The organism is Cognatiyoonia sp. IB215182, assembly GCF_033963905.1.
Lineage (GTDB): Bacteria > Pseudomonadota > Alphaproteobacteria > Rhodobacterales > Rhodobacteraceae > Yoonia.
Genome location: NZ_JAXBMB010000009.1, coordinates 119,183 through 136,838 on the forward strand (window position 1 = coordinate 119,183; position 17,656 = coordinate 136,838).

The following is a 17,656-nucleotide window of genomic DNA, read 5'->3' on the forward strand; positions in this document are numbered from 1 at the left end:
TCTCATGTTTCGTATAGTTAGCATTGGTTTCGCGATTGATAAGACCAAATGCGATGAGAAACGCATTGGCGGCGCAACGTGTCGCTTTTGATTGGTTTGTCGCCTGTGCGCGCGATAGTTTGGCGGTGTTTTTCATAGGGGCGCATCATGGCGTTGGACAATCGTGACGGCATCTGGAAATCGGGCAAGGGCAAGGGCCGACACACGCCCAAGGGCCGCCAATTGGAGGATGCGGCCTGGGGCGAGGTGCAGGCCTTGCTGGGTGACGCGCCGCGCAGGCGGGACCTGTTGATAGAGTTTCTCCACCTGATCCAGGACAAGTATGGGTGTTTGTCAGCCGCCCATCTGCGGGCACTGGCGGAAGAGATGCGGCTGAGCCAGGCAGAGGTCTACGAGGTCGCGACCTTCTATGCCCATTTTGACGTGGTCAAGGAGGGGGAAACGCCGCCACCTGCGCTGACGATCCGGGTTTGCGATTCTCTTTCATGTGAATTGGCGGGAGCGCAAGAGCTCAAAGCTGCTTTGGACAACGGTCTTGATCCGGCACAAGTACGTGTGTTGCGCGCACCCTGCATGGGGCGGTGTGATACAGCGCCGGTTTTGGAGCTTGGGCATAATCATATCGACCACGCCACACCGGAAAAGGTCGATGCAGCAATTGCAGCGGGTGCGACCCATGCGCAGATCCCGGACTATGAGGATCTCGGTGCTTATCGGGCGGCAGGTGGCTATGCCACCCTTGCCTCTCTGCGTGCGGGTGGAGATTGGGAAGCGGTGCAGGAGCAGGTGCTTGCGTCCGGCTTGCGGGGGCTCGGCGGTGCGGGCTTCCCGTCCGGCAAGAAATGGGGCTTTGTGCGTGCCAATCCCGGACCACGGTATCTTGCGGTGAACGGCGATGAGGGGGAGCCCGGCACGTTCAAGGACCGCTACTATCTGGAACGCACACCGCATCTGTTCCTTGAAGGTATGCTGATCGCTGCTTGGGCTGTCGAGGCCGAGACCTGTTACATCTATATGCGTGACGAATATCCAGCAGTGCTTGAGATTTTACGGCGTGAAATCAAGGCATTAGAGGATGCAGGGATCGTTGCCGAAGGCTATATCGATCTGCGTCGCGGTGCGGGTGCTTACATCTGCGGGGAAGAATCCGCGATGATCGAAAGCATCGAAGGAAAGCGCGGTATTCCCCGCCATCGCCCACCCTTTGTGGCGCAGGTTGGTGTCTTTGGGCAACCGACCCTGGTGCACAATGTCGAAACACTTCTTTGGGTGGCCCGGGTCTGTCGTGAAGGGCCGGACGTGCTGAATACGACTGAAAGGAACGGGCGTGTTGGCTTGCGCTCTTACTCCGTGTCCGGCCGCGTGGCCAAGCCCGGTGTCTATCTTTTGCCTGCGGGATCGACCATTCTTGATGTCATCGAAGCCGCTGGCGGTATGGCTGCGGGCCATATCTTCAAGGCCTACCAGCCCGGCGGACCATCATCGGGTCTTTTGCCTGCATCAATTGATGACGTGCCACTTGATTTCGACACGCTGCAGTCTTTGGGGACGTTTATCGGGTCTGCTGCCGTTGTCGTTTTGTCAGATCAGGATCGCGCGCGGGATGCGGCGCTGAACATGTTGCGGTTTTTCGAGGATGAAAGCTGCGGCCAATGCACGCCGTGCCGGGTGGGTTGCGAAAAGGCTGTGAAACTGATGCAGGCGGATCGCTGGGATCAGCCGTTGCTTGAGGATTTGTGCGCCGCAATGGCCGACGCTTCGATCTGCGGTCTTGGACAGGCGGCCCCCAACCCTATCAAACTTGTCATGCAGCATTTCAAGGATGAGGTTTGACGGCGACACATGCTACGGCCTTTTCAATTGGCCAACCAGCGATTAGGTCATTTGTGACAATGATCTAAGGCGGTCGCATATGGCGTTTTTCAGAAAGCTCAAAGAACGGATGTTCCGATCTTCATCCAAAATTGATGAAGGCTTGGATGCGATCGTGCAGGATGGTGCTGACGAAACGGAGACCGATCTTGGTAGCATTGTCGAAGACACGGGTGAGACGTTTGAAACGCCGCCGGAGCCCGAACCAGCCCCGGAGGTGATGCGCGAGGAGGTGGACGAGGCGGCGAAAACGTCGCTTTCAGACGAAGAGCCACCAGAAGAGGCCGCTCCGACGCCGACTGAACCCGTGAAGCTGGATGTCGATTTGGCGGCCCCGTTGTCAGAGGCGCCCCCTCCGGCACCTGAAAAGGGTGGCCTTCTGGGTCGGATGTTTGGCCGCTCGGAAGGTCAAGCAGTCGCGCGACGTACGCTTGACGATGACATGCTCGAACAGTTGGAGGAACTGCTGATCACAGCAGACATGGGTGTTGATACGGCCTTGCGCGTGACGGCCAATATGGCCGAAGGACGCTTGGGGCGGAAACTCTCTGTGGCAGAGATCAAGACGCTGATGGCACGTGAGGTTGCACAGATCATGGAGGCGGTGGCCAAGCCAATGCCGCTATATGCGAAAAAGCCGCAAGTGGTGCTGGTTGTCGGGGTCAACGGGGCGGGCAAGACCACCACCATTGGCAAGCTGGCCAGTCAGTTTCGCGCGGCTGGCAAGAAAGTCGTGATTGCCGCCGGTGACACCTTTCGCGCCGCCGCCGTGGAACAATTGCAGGTCTGGGGTGATCGCGCGGGTGTACCCGTTTTGACAGCGCCAGAAGGGTCTGATCCGGCGAGCCTTGCCTTTGACGCGATGACGCAGGCGCAAGAGGAAAACGCCGACCTTTTGATGATTGATACCGCCGGACGGCTGCAAAACCGTGCTGACTTGATGGAGGAGCTGGCTAAGATCGTTCGTGTCATTCGCAAGAAGGACCCCGATGCGCCGCACAACACCTTGTTGGTACTCGATGCGACGACAGGTCAGAACGCGCTGAACCAGGTGAAGGTCTTTCAGGAATTGGCCGATGTGTCGGGGCTGGTTATGACCAAGCTGGATGGTACAGCAAAGGGCGGTGTGCTGGTTGCTCTTGCGGATAAATTTGGCTTGCCGATCCATGCGATTGGTGTGGGCGAGCAGATCGATGATTTGGCGCCTTTCGACCCCGACGAGTTTGCCGCGGCTTTGGTGGGGATAGACACGTGATACGGCTTTATTGCGCGGCGCTGGCCCTACTGCCTTTTCACGCATTTGCGCAGCCGGCACCGGCGATGGATGATGTGGCCTGCGCTGCCAGCTATGCATCTGCATCGGCATTTTCCATCATGCCCATCGCATTGCAGGAGGGGCCCGTCGCCATCGACGGTTGGTGCGAAGTCACGGGTTTGCAGGTTCAGGTCGAGAACTCGACGGAAATTCGCATTGAAGAATTACGCTGGCGCAGCGCAGGTCATGCGCGCCTGGATGAGGGACTTCCGCCAACGGCTCTACAGATGCAGATCACAGATCTGCAATATCTGGATCTGATTGGTGATCCACTTCTCGAGTATTTGATGCGGGTTCAATCGGTAAACCGACAAGTTGATATCACCTTTGATGCTTACTGGGATGCCGCCGAGAGGCGTGTGTCATTGATTGAAGCACGTTTGGGGTTTGCCTACGGCAATATGGTTGCTTTGTCAGGCACCTTTGAAGATGTCGACCTAAGTGATGAGGTCGCACTGGCGCAATCGCTGGGCAGCGGAAAGGTCACCGAAGTTAACGCCACTATCCAGACTTATGGTTTGTTCGAAGAATATGTGGTGCCAGCAATCATCTTCGGCCTCCTCGATGGCGCACAAGACCCCGCCGCAGCAGTCGAACGGCTCAAGCAAGAGGGCATGGCGATTATCGATTCTGTGCCAGAACGGATTCTGGATGCGCAAAGTGCCGCTAACCTGGCGGCATTGATCCGTGACATGCCGCATCCCCAAGGGCGGATCAGCATGGCCGCGCGTAGCGAAAGCGGGATCGGTCCTTTGAACCTTTTTGGTTTTGCTGTGCTCAGTGGTCCGAACATGATGTCGGATCTTTGGGACTCCCTGCCGGATCTTGAAGTGGCGTTGAATTACGAGAAGGGGCCCTTGTGAGGCGGCTTCCGTGGTACTGCGGCAGTTTTCGCCTATATCAGTGGGAACTGAGCGGTTTGGTGACCGCCAAAATATGAGGAGATCCGTGTGGCGGAGAGACAGATCAGTCCGGTTCTGAAACAGGTCCTTGAGCTTGGGCCAACGCTGGCTTTTTTCCTGATCTACCTGCGGATCAAGGATAACACGTTCACGATTGGTGGCACCGAGTATACCGGGTTCATCATCGCGGCTTTGATCTTTGTACCGATCCTGCTGGCGGCGATGGGGATCTTGTGGATGATGACTGGCAAGCTCAGCCGGATGCAGGTGTTCACCGCCTTCATGGTCATCTTTTTCGGGGCGCTGACGGCCTACTTCAACGATGAGCGGTTTTTCAAGATGAAGACCACGATCGTTTACGGGTTCATGGCGACGCTCTTGGGCATCGGCCTCGTGCGGGGGCAGAGTTACCTGCAATATGTGATGGAGGAATTCCTGCCCATGCAGCCCGAAGGTTGGATGATTTTCACTCGGCGGCTGACTCTGATGTTTGCGGGTCTCGCGATTGCAAATGAGGTCATTTGGCGCACGCAAAGCACCGAGACATGGGTGAAGCTGGAAACCTTCGCCTTTCCGGCGGTACTTTTTGTGTTCCTGTGGGTGCAGATCATTGGCCTGCAAAAATACCTGATCGAAGAGCCAGATACAGCCAAAGACTAGCCGTACCTTCACCAAGCAAAAAGCGCGGCGCTCGCGGTGTAAACCGATCCAAGCGTCTGGTCCGTGCTCTGTGAGGGTCTAGCTAATAAGGGCGAGAGCGGCGCAACCGACAGCTTAGCGCATCTCCGCGAACCCATGCATATGGGATGAGGGGCGGCGACCGGCGCGCGCGTCGCGGCGGTAGCGCAAGGTATCGACCTGATCATCTGTAATCTGCGGGCGGAAGGTGATGCCGATATAGCCATTCGCCGCCCATTGTACGACCGCGGCGGCGCGGCCATTGAGGATCTCGATCTCCACCTTGTCGCCTCTGCGCAAATCGCGAAGGCCTTGCATACGCGCTCCGGCATTGTTGACGTCAATTACATTTCCCTTTTGCGGCCCCGTGGGTGTCCGCAGATTTGCGGGATATTGCGTCAGATAACGATGTGGACGGTACTGCATCTTACAAACCTTCACGCATGCTCAACGCGTGAAGCTTAGAAATGCAACGCTAATAAATCGTTACGATTTTTTCGAGAAGAGCACGTTCTGTGCCGCACTGTCTTTGCGAAAATCACCCCGCTTTTCTGCCGCCAGCGCCCGCCCGCGTTGCACGCCGGGACGTGCGCCCATCGCCTCAAGCCAGCGTGCCATGTGCGGCTTGTCGTCAAGCGTCTGCTGCTGACCTTCCCAAAGCGATGCCCAACCCCAGATCGACATGTCCGCAATCGAAAAGAAATCGCCCGCAACCCATTCATGATTGGCTAGTTGCCTATCCAGAACCCCATAAAGGCGCGCTGTTTCGTTGCGATACCGATCCTTGGCATAGGGCAAGTCGTTCGGCGGGTCCATTGCCGGGGCATATTTCAGGAAATGGTGTGCCTGTCCCGCCATGGGGCCTAAACCGCCCATTTGCCACATCAGCCATTGATCAACGCTGACGCGATCACGCTCCGTCTCACCATAAAACCGCCCAGTCTTACGAGCGAGGTATTGAAGGATTGCGCCCGATTCAAAGATCGAGATCGGGGCGCCATCCGGGCCCTCATGATCCACAATGGCGGGCATGCGATTATTCGGCGCGATTTTCAGAAAATCCGGTTTGAACTGATCGCCCGCGCCAATGTCTACGAGGTGAAGCTGATAAGGCAATTCCATCTCTTCCAGCGCGATAGAAACCTTCCAGCCGTTGGGTGTCGGCCAGAAATACAGATCAATGGGTTGTGCCATGCCAGCCTCCTCTTTCAGATCAGCATCGCGATGATCGACCAAAGCGCAAGTCCGAATACTTGACCTTGGCGCAGGGCGGGCCTATCCAGTGTGCGTGGCGATTTGTTACCGGATTGCGGGCCACGTTAAAGATGCCGCTAAAGAGGATTGCAGGTTTTTGAACCTCGATACCTTTGCCCGGTATCGGGGTTTTTTGATGCGCGATGGCGCGCGAGGGAATGAGAATGAAGACGTGGAACAAGCGCACGAAGGCCGTTCATGCGGGCACCCGCCGCAGTCAGTATAATGAGGTCAGCGAGGCAATCTATCTGACCCAAGGGTTCGTCTACGACACTGCCGAGGATGCCGAAGCGCGATTTATCAAGGCGGGTGAGGACGAGTTCATCTATGCCCGCTACGGAAATCCAACCGTTGCGATGTTCGAAGACAGGATCGCAGCCTTGGAGGGGACCGAGGACGGCTTTGCCACCGCATCCGGCATGGCGGCGGTCAATGGCGCGCTGACGTCGATGTTGCGCGCGGGTGATCACGTGGTCTCGGCGCGGGCGCTGTTTGGATCCTGTCTCTACATCCTTGAAGAAGTGCTGACCCGCTACGGTGTTGAGGTGACATTTGTCGACGGAACCGATCTTGCGGAATGGGAGGCGGCGATCAGACCCGACACGAAGGCGGTGTTCTTTGAAAGCATCTCGAACCCCACGCTTGAGGTGATTGATATCGCGGCAGTGTCGAAGCTGGCCCATGCTGTTGGAGCGACAGTCGTGGTGGACAATGTCTTTGCAACGCCGGTCTTTTCGGATGCGGTCGCACAGGGTGCGGATGTTGTTGTCTACTCAGCGACAAAGCATATCGATGGGCAAGGCCGTGTCTTGGGTGGGGTGATCCTTGGCACGCGGGAGTTCATCCGTGGCACGGTTGAGCCCTATCTGAAGCATACAGGTGGGGCGATGTCGCCATTCAATGCGTGGATCATGCTCAAAGGGTTAGAAACAATGGATTTGCGGGTCAGGGCGCAGGCGGCAACTGCGCTGCATCTGGCGCAAGCTCTGAACGCGGATGGCCAACTGCAGAACGTGATCTACCCGGGCCTGCCTGACCATCCCCAGCATGCGTTGACGATGCGCCAGATGGGCGTCGGTGGTACGGTGCTGGCGCTGGATGCCGTGTCGCAAGAGGCGGCGTTCAAACTGCTAAATGCTTTGGAGATTGTGACGATCTCCAACAATCTTGGGGATGCAAAATCCATCGCTACCCATCCTGCCACGACGACGCATCAGCGTCTGGCCGAGGATGTGAAGGCAAAGCTTGGCATCACACCGGGTCTGATCCGCCTCAGCGTTGGGTTGGAGGATCCTGAAGACCTTTTGGCGGATTTGCGTGGGGCGATCAGCGCACTTTGACCGGGTGACCTCGGGGCGGGAAAGTGGTTAAAGAAAAGTAACTTAACGCCGGAACGGGTGGTAAAGATGAGCGACCCTCGCCCTGAATTATTGCGTATTTACAAAGATATCATTGGAAATACCGAAGAGGCGCCCCATCTAGCGTGTTCTAACGCACCGACTGGGGGGCCAGAGATGAACATCCACGCACCTGATATGGACCGCGAGCCAACCCGGGCCGAGGCTGAGGCGGCGCTCGCCTTGCTGCGGCGCTGGGCTGTTGATGTAACCGCTGAGGAGGTTGCAACGCTTGACCCGCTGGTCTCTCGTTTGATCCCTGGACAGGAAGTGTCGAACTATCCTGCTTTGGCGCGGGCGTACCCAGAGGATTTTGAGGTCGATGACGCTTACAAAGCGTCGATGCCCGACCTGCAGAACGGACCGGCAAGCTTGATCCGCGGTGCTCAACAGCAAATCCAGCACGTCGGCATCTCGAATTTCCGCCTGCCGATCCGCTTTCACACGCGCGACAACGGTGATCTGACGCTTGAGACTTCGGTGACCGGGACGGTGTCGCTTGAGGCGGAGAAGAAGGGCATCAACATGTCCCGGATCATGCGGACTTTCTACAAACACGCGGAAGAGACGTTCAGCTTTGCGGTGATCGAAAAGGCGCTAGATGCCTACAAGAGCGATCTTGAGAGCTTCGATGCGCGCATCCAGATGCGGTTCAGCTTTCCGATGAAAGTCGAAAGCCTGCGGTCCGGCCTGTCAGGCTACCAGTATTATGACATCGCACTTGAACTGGTGGAGAGCGCGGGCGTCCGCAAGAAGATCGTGCATCTCGACTATGTCTATTCATCAACCTGCCCGTGTTCACTGGAGCTATCCGAGCATGCGCGCCAGTTCCGCGGTCAGCTCGCTACGCCGCATTCGCAGCGCTCCGTCGCGCGGATTTCGGTATTGCTTGAAGAGGGCGCCGAAGTGCTGTGGTTCGAGGACCTGATTGATCGCGCACGGGCCGCTGTTCCCACTGAAACGCAAGTGATGGTCAAGCGCGAGGATGAACAGGCCTTTGCCGAACTGAATGCCGCGAACCCCATCTTTGTTGAGGATGCAGCGCGTCTGTTTACCGAGCAACTACAGCTGGATACCCGGATATCGGATTTCCGTGTGATCGCGAGCCATCAGGAAAGCCTGCATAGTCATGACGCCGTATCTGTACTGACCGAAGGCGAAACCTTCGCCGCAGAAAGCCTTGATCCGCGACTGTTCCAGTCACTGTTCCACGTCGGATAAGTCAGTCTGCGATGGTGACCGGTAATGCGCCGATCCCGTCGACAACGACAGTCACCTCTTGCCCGGCCTTGATCGGGCGGGCGCCGATAGATGTGCCGCAGGCGATTATGTCACTGGGCTCAAGGGTCATGTCGGCGGACAGTTTGCTAACGATCTGGGCAGGTGACATGATCATGTCATTGGCAGGATAAGACTGACGCTCCCGCTCGCCCACCATGACTTTGACGGTGAGGTCTTCCCAGTTCACATCTGTCTGGATCACCGGACCGATCACGCCGAAACCGTCGAAGCCTTTCGCACGCGTCCATTGCGGGAAGGATGGGTCGGCGTTCAGAATGTCCAGGGCAGTGATGTCGTTGACGCAGGTATAGCCAAAGATGGCCTCTGCGGCCTCTTCCACGCTGACATGGCTGCAGGTTTTGCCGATGACAATGCCCAACTCACCCTCGAACAGGACGCGGCCGAGATCGGGTGCAAGCGTGACCGTCGCTCCGGGGCCTGCAAGCGATGACAGCGGTTTGAGGAAGTAAAGCGGGTGTTCGGGGGTGTCCCAGCCATTACGCTCTGCAGCCGCTTTGAAATTGTTCCAGAGGCCAATGAATTTGCCGGGAATGCAAGGGGGCAGGAGTGTTGCACCTGCCAGCGGAATTGGGCCGCCGGCACTTTCAGCCGATCCTAAGGCCGCGCGAGGATGGAGCATACCATCCTCAACAACACCTGTTACTTCAGTGCCATTGTCAGCCCGAATGCGCGCCCATTCCATCTGTTGTCTCCCAGCCATGCTTTTGGCCGGGAACGTGCAACTTTAGCGAAACCGCCGCAAGGGCTGATGCTTACGCGACGGCAGGTATCTTGGCCGCGCTGGCATAGCAGCCAAGCACCATGTCCCATCCGCGCAGGTAGCTGGTACTGACGGCATCGGCGGTGTCGCCCAGAATATTAAACCCGCCATGGGTCAGATCACAGCGCGTGCCATCCTCTGTTTCGGTGAATGAGACGGTGACCATCGTCGCCTCTTCAGGCGCGCGACCGGGATGCCATGAGAAGGCGAGGTACTTGCCCGGCTCATAAGCGATGAGCGTGCCCCAGACATTCTTGGACCCATCTTCGCCCGTTTCGACAATGTCGCCGTTCTTGTGATCAGGGAAAGTTACTGTGGACTTCGCCCCCTTGACGGAAAACGGATCTTTCGGCCACCAGGTGTCCATCTCGGTGGTGAAAAGTGCGAATGCGTCCGCAGCACTGAGCGGCACGGTCAAGGTCTTCTTGATCGGGTCTTTCATTTGGCGTTTCCTTTCGCTTTTTCCTCGGCCGCGCGGGCGAACCCGGCCAGCGCGTCATCCCATAATGTGTCCAGATACCGCCGCAACTCATCGACCCCATCCGGCGCGATTGCATAAAGCCGCCGGTTCCCTTCGGGTCTCACGGCAAGCAGGCCCGCATCCGAAAGGACACGTAAATGCTGACTGACGGCGGGGCGACTGACCTCCATGCCCGCTGCAATCGCGCCAACGGGCAATGGCCCGCGGCGCAGTTTTTCGATTATCACGCGGCGGGTCGGATCGGCGAGTGCGGTGATTGCATCTTGATAAGCCATGACTTACCGTAAGCTGTGACTTACGATTCGTCAAAGGTTTCGTGTCCCCTTGAAGCCCCTGACCCCCAACACTAAGACTCTGTCAGGATATTTGAAGTAGGACGGCACTCGTCCAAATGTGAGGCAGTAAATATGCAAGATCCCGCCGAAACCTATATGAACCTTGTTCCCATGGTGGTTGAGCAGACCGCACGTGGTGAGCGGGCATATGATATTTTCTCAAGACTGCTCAAAGAGCGGATCGTGTTCGTCAATGGCCCCGTCCATGACGGGATGAGCCAGTTGATCGTGGCCCAGCTGCTGCACCTGGAATCGGAGAATCCGAAGAAAGAGATCAGCATGTATATCAACAGCCCCGGCGGTGTCGTAACTTCGGGCCTGTCGATTTATGACACGATGCAATACATCAAACCAAAGGTCAGCACGCTGGTGATCGGGCAGGCGGCCTCAATGGGCTCGCTTTTGTTGACTGCAGGCGAGCCTGGCATGCGGTTTTCGTTGCCCAATTCGCGAGTGATGGTGCACCAGCCGTCCGGCGGCTATCAGGGTCAGGCGACTGACATCATGATCCACGCTGCTGAGACGCAAAAACTCAAGACGCGGCTGAACGAAATCTACGTCAAACATACCGGAAATACCCTCAAAAAGGTCGAAGCCGGGTTGGAACGCGACAACTTCATGTCGCCTGAAGAAGCCAAAGAATGGGGCCTTATCGACGAAATCGTCGAAAATCGTCCGAAATCTGATGAGTAAACGGTTTATTTACGCCCCGTCCACATAATCATTTTGACATTGTGGACCTCGGCGGGCTGTCCTAGTGTTACGGCAGGGCAGCCCGAATTATGTTTGACCCGCCAAATTGGCGAAGAGGTTTTAGATGGCGAATACATCCGGTAACGACAGCAAGAACACCTTGTATTGCAGCTTTTGTGGCAAAAGCCAGCACGAGGTGCGCAAGCTCATTGCCGGGCCAACAGTGTTCATCTGCGATGAATGTGTTGAGCTTTGTATGGACATCATCCGCGAAGAGACAAAGACCGCCGGCCTGAAATCTGGCGATGGCGTGCCGACCCCAACCGAGATTTGTCACGTGCTTGACGATTATGTGATCGGTCAGCTGCATGCCAAGCGCGTGCTCTCTGTTGCGGTGCATAACCATTACAAGCGCCTGAACCACGCCGATAAGTCCGATATAGAGTTGGCGAAATCGAACATCATGCTGATCGGGCCGACAGGTTGCGGCAAGACTTTGCTGGCGCAGACGCTCGCACGTATCCTTGATGTGCCTTTCACCATGGCGGATGCCACGACCCTGACCGAAGCAGGCTATGTGGGGGAGGATGTTGAGAACATTATCCTCAAACTGCTGCAGGCCTCTGAATACAATGTCGAACGTGCACAGCGCGGCATCGTCTATATCGACGAGGTCGACAAGATCACTCGGAAGTCCGACAACCCGTCCATCACACGCGATGTCTCGGGTGAGGGCGTGCAGCAGGCGCTTTTGAAGATCATGGAAGGCACAGTTGCGTCCGTACCGCCGCAAGGTGGTCGCAAGCATCCCCAGCAGGAATTCCTGCAAGTGGATACGACGAACATCTTGTTTATTTGTGGCGGTGCTTTTGCGGGCCTCGACAAGATCATCGCGCAGCGCGGCAAGGGCTCTGCCATGGGCTTTGGCGCGGACGTGCGCGAGGATGACGAGCGCGGCATTGGTGAGATTTTCACGGATCTGGAGCCGGAGGATCTGCTGAAATTCGGCCTCATCCCCGAATTTGTGGGTCGTCTGCCAGTGATCGCGACCTTGACCGATCTGGATGAAGAGGCGCTGATCACGATCCTGACCCAACCAAAGAATGCGTTGGTCAAGCAGTATCAGCGTCTGTTTGAGCTGGAAGATACCAAACTGACATTCACCGACGATGCATTGGGCGCGATTGCCAAACGCGCGATTGAGCGCAAAACCGGTGCACGAGGCCTACGGTCGATCATGGAAGACATCCTACTTGATACGATGTTCGATCTGCCGGGTATGGATACGGTGACCGAAGTTGTCGTGAATGAAGAGGCTGTGACCTCTGACGTCGCGCCGCTGATGATCCACGATGATGGCAAGAAGAAAGAGCCTGCGACCGCAAGCTAGGTCAGAGCTTTCGTGTGACACCTCATGAGCGTCCGCCACATCTCAACCGGTTCCCCGTTTGAAGAGCAGATCGGCTATAGCCGCGCCGTTGTGGCAGATGGTTGGGTGTTTGTCGCCGGGACAACCGGTTATGACTATGCTACCATGATCATGCCTGACAGCATCGAGACGCAGTGCGAGAATGCTCTGGCAACGATTGCCGGGGCGCTTGAGGAAGCGGGAAGCGGGCTCGATCATGTGGTCAGGGTGAACTATATCGTCCCGGATCCTTCTGAATGGCATAAATGCTGGCCGATCACGTCCACAGCCTTTGCCAAAGCCAAGCCGGCAGCAACGATGATTTCGGCCGGCCTGCAAAACCTCGAAATGAAGATCGAGATTGAGGTGACCGCGCGCGTCGCCCCGTGACCGCTATGGACCTTTTGCAGCCTTTGGTGCATGGATAAACCAGCGATAATCGGAGACGCGCCATGGGCCTTGGTCACAATATCAAACGCATATTCACATGGTGGGATGGGCAATCCTTTGGCACCCAGATCTGGACCCGCCGCCATGGTGAAAAGGTGGGCGAGGATGATCAGGGAAACGTTTATTATCGCAATGCCGACGACACGCGCCGCTGGGTCATTTATGACGGCGAGAACGAAGCCTCGCGTGTGAGCCCTGAATGGCATGGCTGGTTGCACCACACTTGGGATGAACCACCGACCGAAGGCAACTTGCGCCGTAAGTCCTGGGAACAGCCGCATCAGGAAAACCTGACCGGCACGATGGCGGCCTATGCACCCGCAGGCTCGATCCGCAAGGCGGCACCTGTCGAACGGTCCGACTACGAGGCATGGTCACCTGAATAGGGGCAAGTGATGCTGCGTTTTTTCGCGCTGATCCTTTCGCTGGGAACTGCGACAGTCGCTTTGGCTCAAGACGAGGCCGTAACCGCGCCGGGCGGCGAGTTGCGCGTGCTCGACAAATTGACGGGCGAGGTGACCGATCTTTCACTGCAAAGCGGCGAAACCAGCCGCCTTGGATTCCTATCGGTGACTTTGCGGCAATGCCGCTACCCTGCGGCGAACCCGTCTGGTGACGCCTATGTCGAGATTTTCGTGACCTATCGCGATGATCCCACGCCGATCTTTAACGGATGGATGCTGGCCTCATCGCCGGCGCTAGAGGCGATGGATCATCCCCGATACGATATCTGGGCATTGCGCTGTATGACATCCTGAGCGGCGGGGGTCAGACCCTGCGCTGAAAACGACGCCTCGACCGACAATGCCTCACGCAAACGTTTCTGGAACGCCGCGCGCGGTATCTCAACCGCGCCCAAGGAGGCCAGATGAGGTGTCAGGAATTGAGTATCGAACAGCTGAAACCCACCAACCCGCAGACGGTCGACAAGATAGGCGAGCGCCACTTTTGATGCATCGGTCGCCTTGCTGAACATGCTTTCACCAAAGAAGGCGGCCTTGATCGACACACCGTAAACGCCGCCGACAAGCGCACCGTCTTCCCAGACCTCAACCGAATGGGCATATCCTTCGGCAAAAAGCGCCGAGTAAAGCTCGATGATCGTATCGTTGATCCAGGTCTCATCCCGATCCGCGCAGCCGCGCATCACATCAAGAAATGCGGCATCAGCGGTGACCATGAAATGGCCCCGCCGCATGGTTTTCGCCAGGCTGCGCGATATACGGAAGCCGTCAAGCGGGAACACCCCGCGCATCTTCGGGTCGACCCAGAACACTTCCGGGTCGTTGCGCCCCTCAGACATGGGGAAGATGCCGACCTGATAGGCCTGCAACAAAAGCTCTGGCGTCAGCGGTGGATCAAGGTCTTTCACGCCACTTAGCTTAGGTTTTGTTCCAGCCAGTGTTCAAGCCAGTGAATATTGTAGTCCCCGGTTTGGACGGCCTCTTCCGCAAGCAGCGCATGAAAAAGAGGCACGGTGGTATCCACACCATCGACAATCAGCTCACCCAAGGCGCGGCCCAGCCGTGCCAGCGCCTCAGGCCGGTCGCGGCCATGCACGATCAGTTTGCCGATCAGGCTGTCGTAATAGGGCGGAATGCGGTAGCCGTCATAAAGCGCGCTATCCATACGCACACCCAAACCGCCGGGTGCATGGTATTGCGTGATCGTGCCGGGGCAGGGCGCGAAATTCGGCAGCTTTTCCGCATTGATGCGCACCTCAATCGAATGACCGTCGATCTGAAGGTCATCTTGAGCGAATGACATCGGCAGGCCTGAGGCCACACGCAACTGCTCGCGCACCAGATCGACGCCAAAGATGCTCTCCGTCACCGGGTGTTCGACCTGCAGGCGGGTATTCATCTCGATGAAGTAGAACTCACCGTTTTCGAACAGAAATTCGATGGTACCCGCGCCGATATAGTTGATCTTGGCCACGGCATCGGCGCAGACCTTGCCGATCCTGGCGCGCAGTTCGGGTGTGATGCAGGGGCCTGGGGCCTCTTCAAACACCTTCTGGTGGCGCCGTTGGAGCGAGCAGTCGCGTTCGCCCAGATGCACTGCGTTGCCCTTGCCATCGCCAAAGACCTGAATTTCGATATGGCGCGGCGTGGTCAGGTATTTCTCAATATAGACTTCATCATTGCCAAAAGCGGCTTTGCCTTCGGCCCGCGCGGACATGAACGCCTGTTCCATATCGTCGGCCGTCTGCGCGACCTTCATGCCGCGTCCACCGCCGCCTGCTGTGGCTTTGATGATCACAGGATAACCGATTTCTTCGCCGATACGCTTTGCGTCGTCCAGCGTCGGCACGCCACCATCGGATCCAGGCACGCATGGCACACCCAGTTCCTTCATCGTGTCCTTGGCGGTGATCTTGTCACCCATGATGCGGATATGTTCCGCGGTGGGGCCGATAAAGGTGATATCGTGATCCTCGACCACCTGCACGAACGACGCGTTTTCCGACAGAAAGCCATAGCCCGGATGGATCGCCTGTGCCCCGGTTATCTCGCAGGCCGAAATGATAGCCGGGAATGACAGGTAGCTTTGCGAGGAGGAGGGTGGGCCAATACAAATCGCCTCATCCGCCATGCGCACATGCATCGCATCGGCGTCCGCCGTCGAATGGACAGCCACCGATTTGATGCCCATTTCGCGACAGGCGCGCACCACGCGAAGGGCGATTTCGCCCCGGTTTGCGATCAGGATCTTCTCGAACATGTGCCCCGCGCCTATTCGATGATCACAAGTGGCGCACCGAATTCAACGGCGCCACCGTCTTCAACCATGATCCTTTTGATCGTGCCTGCGCGTGGGGCAGGGATATGGTTCATGGTTTTCATCGCTTCGATAATCACCAGCGTGTCACCTTCCTTGACGGTGGCGCCGGTGGTGATGAAGGGTGGCGCGCCCGGTTCAGGCGCCACGTAGACCGTGCCGACCATCGGCGATGTCACAGCGCCGGGATGGTTCGCGGGGTCCGAAGGCTCACTCGGTGCGGAGGCGGGAGTAGCTGACGGCGCGGGGGCGGCCGTGGCGGCCACCGGGGCTGCGATGGGAGCGGCTGCGGGCACGTTTGTGTGAACCACCGTCTGAGATTGCCGACTTACCCGCACATTCAAGCTGTCGTTTTCGCCGTAATCCCGCTTGACCTGCAATTCGGTCAGGTCGTTTTCGCGCAACAGCTCTGCCAAAGCCTGAATAAAGCTGACGTCACTGTCGTGGGGGGTGGTTTTGCTCATCTTGTCCTCGGCCCGTTGCCCTTTTGCCTGGCGTTTGCGACGCAACGTCACACACGCCGTTCGCTTATAGGGCAAGCCTGCGAGGGTGGGAAGCAGCAGAGGATTGAAAAGTGACGCCTGATCGAAATCTGAAAACCGGGCTCAGGCATTTAGATTTCATGACAGTCTAGAGGCCGACCCCAATCGATCTCGAGAAAACCTGTCTTGGAGGCAAGGCCGATACGATGCTAGGCGTCGTCATTCACCTTAGTTTCGTTGTCGTCAACAAATCTCTCATCATCGGATTGATCAGAACTGCGGGTTTCAGCCCTATCAGCCTGTGCAGTTTCGTCAGCTTTCTCTCTCGCCTCAGCCGCCGCCACGCGTTCAGCTGCGACGTCAGCGGGCTCTTCCGCCGCGACGGGTTGAGGCCGCTCTTCCGAGGGCAGCATTGGTGTGCCATAGGGGCGCAATGTCCGCTCGGATGGTGCAATTTCAGCGGGTTGTTCAGGAAAATCGGTTCCGGACAGCCGCGCATTTACAACCTGCGCCACGAAGGGTTTGTTCGCTGGTAGGGTCGCCGCCCCTTCGAACCCTTTGACCACGGGAACTTTCGTGTCCCGCGGAATTTCACGTTCTGCCACATAAGGCACAGCGGCAACAGTCTTTGGGGCGAAGGTGAGTGTTGTATCCATCTGCTCAAGCTCCAATCCACGATTAACTTGCCTTAAGAATCGCAAATACGCCCTAACAGTTCGTAAAGGCGCATCCGCGAAACATCTTAGATTTTAGCTAAGTTTGAAGTGGTCAGATTGCCAGATATTGCGCGCGTAGCGCTTCATCATCGAGAACCTCTTGCGCGGATCCATCGAATACGACAGTGCCGGTGTCCAGGATAACGGCGCGGTCTGCCAATTTGAGCGCGGCGACAGCGTTCTGTTCCACAATGACAGTCGTGATGCCCTGGTCACGGATCATGCCCAAGGTCTGCGCAATCTCTTGTACGATGACCGGTGCCAGGCCTTCATAGGGCTCATCCAGCAGCAAAACCTTGATATCGCGCGCCAAAGCGCGCGCGATGGATAGCATCTGCTGTTCACCACCCGAAAGCGTCACACCCTCTTGCTTGCGCCGTTCGCCCAGGCGCGGGAACAGATCATAAAGCCGGTCGAGTGACCAGCCATGCGGTGGCGCGATTTGCGCGAGTTGCAGGTTTTCCTCAACTGTCAGGCCGGGGATGATCCGCCGATCCTCTGGCACAAGTGCAATGCCATTTTGTGCCGCCTCATGCGACTTCATTTCGTGGAGTGGCTTGTGGTCCAGCCAGATTTCGCCATGCGTCAAGTTGGGGTCGTCAAGCCGCGCGATGGTGCGCAGCGTCGACGTCTTGCCCGCACCGTTCCGGCCCAAAAGTGCAAGGATTTCACCTTCGTGGATGTTAAAGCTGATGTTCTGAACGATGTAGCTTTCGCCATAGTAGGCCTCAATTTCCCAGATGCTTAGATAGGCCGGATGGGTGGCCGCGTTATTAGCGTGCTTGTTGAAAGGTGCGTTCATTTTTGCCTCCGGCGGTGACAAACTTTCG

General features: G+C 57.2%; 21 protein-coding genes and 1 riboswitch. Of the genes, 11 read left to right on the forward strand and 10 right to left on the reverse strand.

The window, feature by feature from the left end; translation table 11 throughout:
* Positions 1 to 147: 147 nt before the first annotated feature.
* The 4 genes from SLH47_RS18980 (at position 148) to SLH47_RS18995 (ending at position 4,749) form a co-directional block, all read left to right on the forward strand.
* Positions 148 to 1,833, forward strand: a complete 1,686-nt coding sequence (locus SLH47_RS18980) for an NAD(P)H-dependent oxidoreductase subunit E (protein WP_320241708.1) — start codon at positions 148 to 150, stop codon at positions 1,831 to 1,833.
* Between the two features lie 79 nt (positions 1,834 to 1,912).
* The gene (gene ftsY / locus SLH47_RS18985) at positions 1,913 to 3,127 is read left to right on the forward strand and encodes a signal recognition particle-docking protein FtsY (RefSeq protein ID WP_320241710.1); all 1,215 of its coding nucleotides are present in this window, start codon (positions 1,913 to 1,915) and stop codon (positions 3,125 to 3,127) included.
* Complete coding sequence (locus SLH47_RS18990; protein ID WP_320241712.1) at positions 3,124 to 4,050, forward strand: hypothetical protein; 927 nt, start codon at positions 3,124 to 3,126, stop codon at positions 4,048 to 4,050. The genes ftsY and SLH47_RS18990 overlap by 4 nt, the downstream gene beginning before the upstream one ends.
* A gap of 87 nt (positions 4,051 to 4,137) precedes the next feature.
* A complete protein-coding gene (locus tag SLH47_RS18995) occupies positions 4,138 to 4,749 on the forward strand; it encodes an inner membrane-spanning protein YciB (RefSeq protein WP_320241713.1) in 612 nt (203 codons plus the stop codon).
* 114 nt (positions 4,750 to 4,863) lie between these two features.
* On the opposite strand, the gene SLH47_RS19000 is transcribed toward SLH47_RS18995, so the two are convergent.
* Entirely contained in the window at positions 4,864 to 5,193 is a 330-nt protein-coding gene (locus SLH47_RS19000; RefSeq protein WP_320241714.1) for a hypothetical protein, read from the reverse strand.
* 60 nt (positions 5,194 to 5,253) lie between these two features.
* Positions 5,254 to 5,961 carry a glutathione S-transferase N-terminal domain-containing protein gene (locus tag SLH47_RS19005; protein WP_320241716.1) on the reverse strand — a complete coding sequence of 236 codons (708 nt, stop codon included), beginning with the start codon at positions 5,959 to 5,961 and terminating at the stop codon, positions 5,254 to 5,256.
* An 84-nt stretch (positions 5,962 to 6,045) separates the two neighbouring features.
* A riboswitch (SAM riboswitch) is annotated at positions 6,046 to 6,123 on the forward strand.
* Between the two features lie 62 nt (positions 6,124 to 6,185).
* Between SLH47_RS19005 and metZ the strand changes: the two genes are divergently transcribed.
* Together metZ and folE2 are read left to right on the forward strand one after the other, a co-directional pair.
* Positions 6,186 to 7,361 carry an O-succinylhomoserine sulfhydrylase gene (gene metZ, locus SLH47_RS19010; protein WP_320241718.1) on the forward strand — a complete coding sequence of 392 codons (1,176 nt, stop codon included), beginning with the start codon at positions 6,186 to 6,188 and terminating at the stop codon, positions 7,359 to 7,361.
* A 174-nt stretch (positions 7,362 to 7,535) separates the two neighbouring features.
* The gene (gene folE2, locus SLH47_RS19015) at positions 7,536 to 8,639 is read left to right on the forward strand and encodes a GTP cyclohydrolase FolE2 (RefSeq protein ID WP_320241720.1); all 1,104 of its coding nucleotides are present in this window, start codon (positions 7,536 to 7,538) and stop codon (positions 8,637 to 8,639) included.
* 1 nt (position 8,640) lies between these two features.
* On the opposite strand, the gene SLH47_RS19020 is transcribed toward folE2, so the two are convergent.
* Genes SLH47_RS19020 through SLH47_RS19030 form a run of 3 tightly spaced genes read right to left on the reverse strand, consistent with a single transcriptional unit; the run spans position 8,641 to position 10,236 of the window.
* Positions 8,641 to 9,420: a fumarylacetoacetate hydrolase family protein gene (locus SLH47_RS19020; RefSeq protein ID WP_320241722.1), complete on the reverse strand. Its 780-nt coding sequence runs from the start codon at positions 9,418 to 9,420 to the stop codon at positions 8,641 to 8,643.
* Between the two features lie 52 nt (positions 9,421 to 9,472).
* Complete coding sequence (locus SLH47_RS19025; protein WP_320241724.1) at positions 9,473 to 9,922, reverse strand: SRPBCC family protein; 450 nt, start codon at positions 9,920 to 9,922, stop codon at positions 9,473 to 9,475.
* Positions 9,919 to 10,236, reverse strand: coding sequence for a metalloregulator ArsR/SmtB family transcription factor (locus SLH47_RS19030; protein ID WP_320241726.1), 318 nt, complete (start codon positions 10,234 to 10,236; stop codon positions 9,919 to 9,921). The genes SLH47_RS19025 and SLH47_RS19030 overlap by 4 nt, the downstream gene beginning before the upstream one ends.
* 132 nt (positions 10,237 to 10,368) lie before the next feature.
* Here SLH47_RS19030 and SLH47_RS19035 point away from each other — a divergent pair, with 132 nt between their 5' ends.
* The 5 genes from SLH47_RS19035 (at position 10,369) to SLH47_RS19055 (ending at position 13,605) form a co-directional block, all read left to right on the forward strand.
* Positions 10,369 to 10,989, forward strand: coding sequence for an ATP-dependent Clp protease proteolytic subunit (locus tag SLH47_RS19035; protein WP_320241727.1), 621 nt, complete (start codon positions 10,369 to 10,371; stop codon positions 10,987 to 10,989).
* 124 nt (positions 10,990 to 11,113) lie between these two features.
* Positions 11,114 to 12,379: an ATP-dependent Clp protease ATP-binding subunit ClpX gene (clpX, locus tag SLH47_RS19040; RefSeq protein WP_320241729.1), complete on the forward strand. Its 1,266-nt coding sequence runs from the start codon at positions 11,114 to 11,116 to the stop codon at positions 12,377 to 12,379.
* A gap of 24 nt (positions 12,380 to 12,403) precedes the next feature.
* A complete protein-coding gene (locus SLH47_RS19045) occupies positions 12,404 to 12,787 on the forward strand; it encodes a RidA family protein (RefSeq protein WP_320241731.1) in 384 nt (127 codons plus the stop codon).
* Between the two features lie 62 nt (positions 12,788 to 12,849).
* Positions 12,850 to 13,233: an NADH:ubiquinone oxidoreductase subunit NDUFA12 gene (locus SLH47_RS19050; RefSeq protein ID WP_320241732.1), complete on the forward strand. Its 384-nt coding sequence runs from the start codon at positions 12,850 to 12,852 to the stop codon at positions 13,231 to 13,233.
* A 9-nt stretch (positions 13,234 to 13,242) separates the two neighbouring features.
* Positions 13,243 to 13,605 carry a DUF2155 domain-containing protein gene (locus SLH47_RS19055; protein WP_320241733.1) on the forward strand — a complete coding sequence of 121 codons (363 nt, stop codon included), beginning with the start codon at positions 13,243 to 13,245 and terminating at the stop codon, positions 13,603 to 13,605.
* Here SLH47_RS19055 and aat read toward each other — a convergent pair.
* The 5 genes from aat to SLH47_RS19080 form a co-directional block, all read right to left on the reverse strand.
* Complete coding sequence (gene aat / locus SLH47_RS19060; RefSeq protein ID WP_320241734.1) at positions 13,560 to 14,219, reverse strand: leucyl/phenylalanyl-tRNA--protein transferase; 660 nt, start codon at positions 14,217 to 14,219, stop codon at positions 13,560 to 13,562. The genes SLH47_RS19055 and aat overlap by 46 nt on opposite strands.
* Before the next feature lie 5 nt (positions 14,220 to 14,224).
* Positions 14,225 to 15,571 (reverse strand): acetyl-CoA carboxylase biotin carboxylase subunit, encoded by a 1,347-nt coding sequence (gene accC, locus SLH47_RS19065; RefSeq protein WP_320241735.1) that lies wholly within the window; start codon positions 15,569 to 15,571, stop codon positions 14,225 to 14,227.
* Between the two features lie 11 nt (positions 15,572 to 15,582).
* Positions 15,583 to 16,092, reverse strand: a complete 510-nt coding sequence (gene accB / locus SLH47_RS19070; protein ID WP_320241737.1) for an acetyl-CoA carboxylase biotin carboxyl carrier protein — start codon at positions 16,090 to 16,092, stop codon at positions 15,583 to 15,585.
* A 227-nt stretch (positions 16,093 to 16,319) separates the two neighbouring features.
* Positions 16,320 to 16,766, reverse strand: a complete 447-nt coding sequence (locus SLH47_RS19075; protein WP_320241738.1) for a hypothetical protein — start codon at positions 16,764 to 16,766, stop codon at positions 16,320 to 16,322.
* 112 nt (positions 16,767 to 16,878) lie between these two features.
* On the reverse strand, positions 16,879 to 17,628 hold the full coding sequence (locus SLH47_RS19080) for an ABC transporter ATP-binding protein (RefSeq protein ID WP_320241740.1): 750 nt from the start codon (positions 17,626 to 17,628) through the stop codon (positions 16,879 to 16,881).
* Between the last annotated feature and the right edge of the window lie 28 nt (positions 17,629 to 17,656).

Coding starts and splice junctions, on each gene's coding strand:
- SLH47_RS18980 (WP_320241708.1), top strand. CDS start 148: ATGGCGTTGGACAATCGTGACGGCATCTGGAAATCGGGCAAGGGCAAG.
- ftsY (WP_320241710.1), top strand. CDS start 1,913: ATGGCGTTTTTCAGAAAGCTCAAAGAACGGATGTTCCGATCTTCATCC.
- SLH47_RS19000 (WP_320241714.1), bottom strand. CDS start 5,193: ATGCAGTACCGTCCACATCGTTATCTGACGCAATATCCCGCAAATCTG.
- SLH47_RS19005 (WP_320241716.1), bottom strand. CDS start 5,961: ATGGCACAACCCATTGATCTGTATTTCTGGCCGACACCCAACGGCTGG.
- metZ (WP_320241718.1), top strand. CDS start 6,186: ATGAAGACGTGGAACAAGCGCACGAAGGCCGTTCATGCGGGCACCCGC.
- folE2 (WP_320241720.1), top strand. CDS start 7,536: ATGAACATCCACGCACCTGATATGGACCGCGAGCCAACCCGGGCCGAG.
- SLH47_RS19020 (WP_320241722.1), bottom strand. CDS start 9,420: ATGGCTGGGAGACAACAGATGGAATGGGCGCGCATTCGGGCTGACAAT.
- SLH47_RS19025 (WP_320241724.1), bottom strand. CDS start 9,922: ATGAAAGACCCGATCAAGAAGACCTTGACCGTGCCGCTCAGTGCTGCG.
- SLH47_RS19030 (WP_320241726.1), bottom strand. CDS start 10,236: ATGGCTTATCAAGATGCAATCACCGCACTCGCCGATCCGACCCGCCGC.
- SLH47_RS19035 (WP_320241727.1), top strand. CDS start 10,369: ATGCAAGATCCCGCCGAAACCTATATGAACCTTGTTCCCATGGTGGTT.
- clpX (WP_320241729.1), top strand. CDS start 11,114: ATGGCGAATACATCCGGTAACGACAGCAAGAACACCTTGTATTGCAGC.
- SLH47_RS19045 (WP_320241731.1), top strand. CDS start 12,404: ATGAGCGTCCGCCACATCTCAACCGGTTCCCCGTTTGAAGAGCAGATC.
- SLH47_RS19050 (WP_320241732.1), top strand. CDS start 12,850: ATGGGCCTTGGTCACAATATCAAACGCATATTCACATGGTGGGATGGG.
- SLH47_RS19055 (WP_320241733.1), top strand. CDS start 13,243: ATGCTGCGTTTTTTCGCGCTGATCCTTTCGCTGGGAACTGCGACAGTC.
- accC (WP_320241735.1), bottom strand. CDS start 15,571: ATGTTCGAGAAGATCCTGATCGCAAACCGGGGCGAAATCGCCCTTCGC.
- accB (WP_320241737.1), bottom strand. CDS start 16,092: ATGAGCAAAACCACCCCCCACGACAGTGACGTCAGCTTTATTCAGGCT.
- SLH47_RS19075 (WP_320241738.1), bottom strand. CDS start 16,766: ATGGATACAACACTCACCTTCGCCCCAAAGACTGTTGCCGCTGTGCCT.
- SLH47_RS19080 (WP_320241740.1), bottom strand. CDS start 17,628: ATGAACGCACCTTTCAACAAGCACGCTAATAACGCGGCCACCCATCCG.